This window comes from Kribbella sp., assembly GCF_035655035.1.
In the GTDB taxonomy this organism is placed as follows: Bacteria; Actinomycetota; Actinomycetes; order Propionibacteriales; family Kribbellaceae; genus Kribbella.
On the sequence record NZ_DASRVN010000388.1, the window covers coordinates 1 to 1903 of the forward strand.

The following is a 1903-nucleotide window of genomic DNA, read 5'->3' on the forward strand; positions in this document are numbered from 1 at the left end:
ACGCCGTACTCCTGGATCGGCTCGCGCCACAGCCCGATCCACTCGAGCCCGGCGTTCGCGCTCGCTCCGACCACGTCTTCGAGCGGCCAGTACTTCGTGGTCGCCTGGTTGAGGCTGTACCGGTTCATGCGTCGATCCCGCTGACCCGCAGGAGTTGCCGGAAGCGGTCGACGGCGAGCTCCGGATCCGTCAGTACGCCGGCCTGATCCGCGAGGCGGAACGTCTCCGCTAGGTGGGGCAGCGACCGCCCGGTCTGCAAGCCGCCGACCATCGTGAAGCCGGGCTGGAACCCGTTCAGCCAAGCCAGGAAGGCGATCCCGGTCTTGTAGTAGTAGGTCGGCGCCGAAAAGATCTGCCGCGCAAGAGGAACCGTGGATGCGAAGATCCGCTCGTAGCTCTCCAAATCACCAGAGTCCAGGGCGCTGAGAGCAGCTGCTGCGGCCGGGGCGATCGCGGCGAAAATGCCGAGCAGTGCGTCGCTGTGCCGCTCGCCGTCCCCCCGGATCAGCTCCGGGTAGTTGAAGTCGTCGCCGGTGTACAGTCGTACGCCTTCGGGAAGCTGATTGCGTAGGGCAACTTCCTTCGATGCGTCGAGCAACGAGATCTTGATCCCGTCGATCTTCGTCACGTTGTCGTTGATCAGCTCCACGACGAATGCGGCGGCCTCGTCGAACGATTCGCTGCCCCAGTACCCTTCCAGCGCAGGGTCGAACATGGGGCCGAGCCAGTGCAGGATGACCGGTTTGGTGGACTGGGTGAGCAGGCGGTCGTACACCTTGCGGTAGTCGTCGGGCGACTCCGCCGCCGCACACAACGCCCGGCTCGCCATCATGATCGGCTGCGCACCGGCCGCCTCCGCGACCGCGAACTGCTCTTCGTACGCGGCCGCGACCGCGTCCACGGAATGCTTGCCGGCGGCAAGCTGATCCGTCCCCGCCCCCACCGCGATCCGCCCGTCCGGCGCCTCCGCGGCCGACCGCCGGATCAACTCCTGCGTAGCCTTCCAGTCCAGCCCCATCCCACGCTGAGCCGTGTCCATCGCCTCCGCAACCGACAACCCCAACGACCAAAGATGCCGCCGAAACCCCAGCGTATGCTCCCAATCCACCACCGCAGCCGCCCCCGGCGAGTTATCCCCCAACGGATCCCCCACCACATGAGCCGCCGCAAAAGCCACCCGCGACGAGGCCGGCCGATAGGTGCCCTGAGCAACCGGGTCGCCGGTCAGCTGGTAGGTCTGCAACCCACCGTCGGCAGGAAGCTTCAGTTCCATCAGTTCGCCTTCAGGTCGAGCGTCGGGACCTCGAGTTTGCGGCCCTCGTGCCAGGACTGGAGGCCGAGTTCGGCGAGTTGCACGCCCTTGGCCGCCTCGACGAAGTCCCAGGTGAAGGGCGCGTCGTCGACGACGTGCCGGAGGAACATCTCCCACTGCACCTTGAACCCGTTGTCGAACTGCTCGTTGTCCGGCACCGTCGCCCACTGGTCGCGGAACTTCTCGGTGGCCGGGATGTCCGGGTTCCACACCGGCTTCGGCGTCGCCGAGCGGTGCTGCACGCGGCAGTTCCGGAGGCCGGCGACCGCCGACCCCTCGGTACCGTCGACGTGGAACTCGACCAGCTCGTCCCGGAACACCCGGGTCGCCCACGACGAGTTCAGCTGCGCGACGATCCCGCCCTCGAGCTCGAACACGCCGTACGCCGCATCGTCCGCGGTCGCGGCGTACTCGTGGCCGCTCTCGTCGACCCGCGTCGGGATGTGCGTCGCGCCCTGGCAGTACACCGACTTGACCGCGCCGAACGTCTGGTCGAGCACGTACCGCCAGTGGCAGAACATGTCCAGGATGATGCCGCCGCCCTCTTCGGACTTGTAGTTCCAGGACGGCCGCTGCGCCTCCTGCCAGTCG

2 protein-coding genes are annotated in these 1903 nt (G+C 67.3%); both read right to left on the reverse strand.

What is annotated here, in order from left to right; genetic code table 11:
- Window positions 1-124: 124 nt before the first annotated feature.
- Entirely contained in the window at window positions 125-1273 is a 1149-nt protein-coding gene (locus VFF46_RS21685) for a dihydrodipicolinate synthase family protein (protein ID WP_325039006.1), read from the reverse strand.
- The coding region (locus tag VFF46_RS21690; RefSeq protein ID WP_325039007.1) for a Gfo/Idh/MocA family protein at window positions 1273-1903 on the reverse strand (631 nt) is incomplete at its 5' end. The genes VFF46_RS21685 and VFF46_RS21690, both read right to left, overlap by 1 nt.

Bases quoted from the DNA above. Each gene is read 5' to 3' on its own strand.
- VFF46_RS21685 (WP_325039006.1), bottom strand. From the start codon at position 1,273: ATGGAACTGAAGCTTCCTGCCGACGGTGGGTTGCAGACCTACCAGCTG.